Below are 570 nucleotides of genomic sequence, written 5' to 3' on the forward strand. Positions count from 1 at the left end.
CACAGATAGTCTTGTCTAGAAAATAAAGAACGACATAAGCTTATGGGGCTATAGCTCAGCTGGGAGAGCGCCTGCCTTGCACGCAGGAGGTCAGCAGTTCGATCCTGCTTAGCTCCACCATCTGCTTGAAACTGAGTTTATTAATCATAGGCGCAGTAAACTGAAGGCTTGTAGCTCAGCTGGTTAGAGCGCACCCCTGATAAGGGTGAGGTCGGCAGTTCAAGTCTGCCCAAGCCTACCAATTTCCTTCATGGTGAATTGGTTGTAGTTTGAAGCTACAAAATATGTCGAAATGGACAATAAATCCTAATGAATATTTACTGTTTCAGTAAGCATTGATTAGGGTTTTTTACTCTAAAGGAGCTCACGCACTACTCTTGAGAGTAATGTAGGTCCTCCTTGCGCAAAAGTCATGACAAAAAGCGTCATGATTTTGCACGATAGTTCTTTAACAATTTGGAAAGCTGATATTAATAGTAATCAATCAAAATTGAGTAACTGAGAAGTCGAAAGACGTACTTTTTACTCTACTTGACTTGAATTGCTTGTTATCGAAAAAGCGCTGAAAGG

Annotated in this window: 2 tRNA genes; both read left to right on the top strand. The window is 41.2% G+C overall.

What is annotated here, in order from left to right:
- The first annotated feature begins 44 nt into the window (after positions 1-44).
- Positions 45-120: transfer RNA gene (locus GTH32_RS19310), tRNA-Ala, on the top strand.
- Positions 121-164: 44 nt separating this feature from the next.
- Positions 165-241: transfer RNA gene (locus GTH32_RS19315), tRNA-Ile, on the top strand.
- Positions 242-570: the final 329 nt, after the last annotated feature.

Origin of the sequence: Alteromonas profundi (genome assembly GCF_010500865.1) — a bacterium.
Lineage (GTDB): Bacteria > Pseudomonadota > Gammaproteobacteria > Enterobacterales > Alteromonadaceae > Alteromonas > Alteromonas profundi.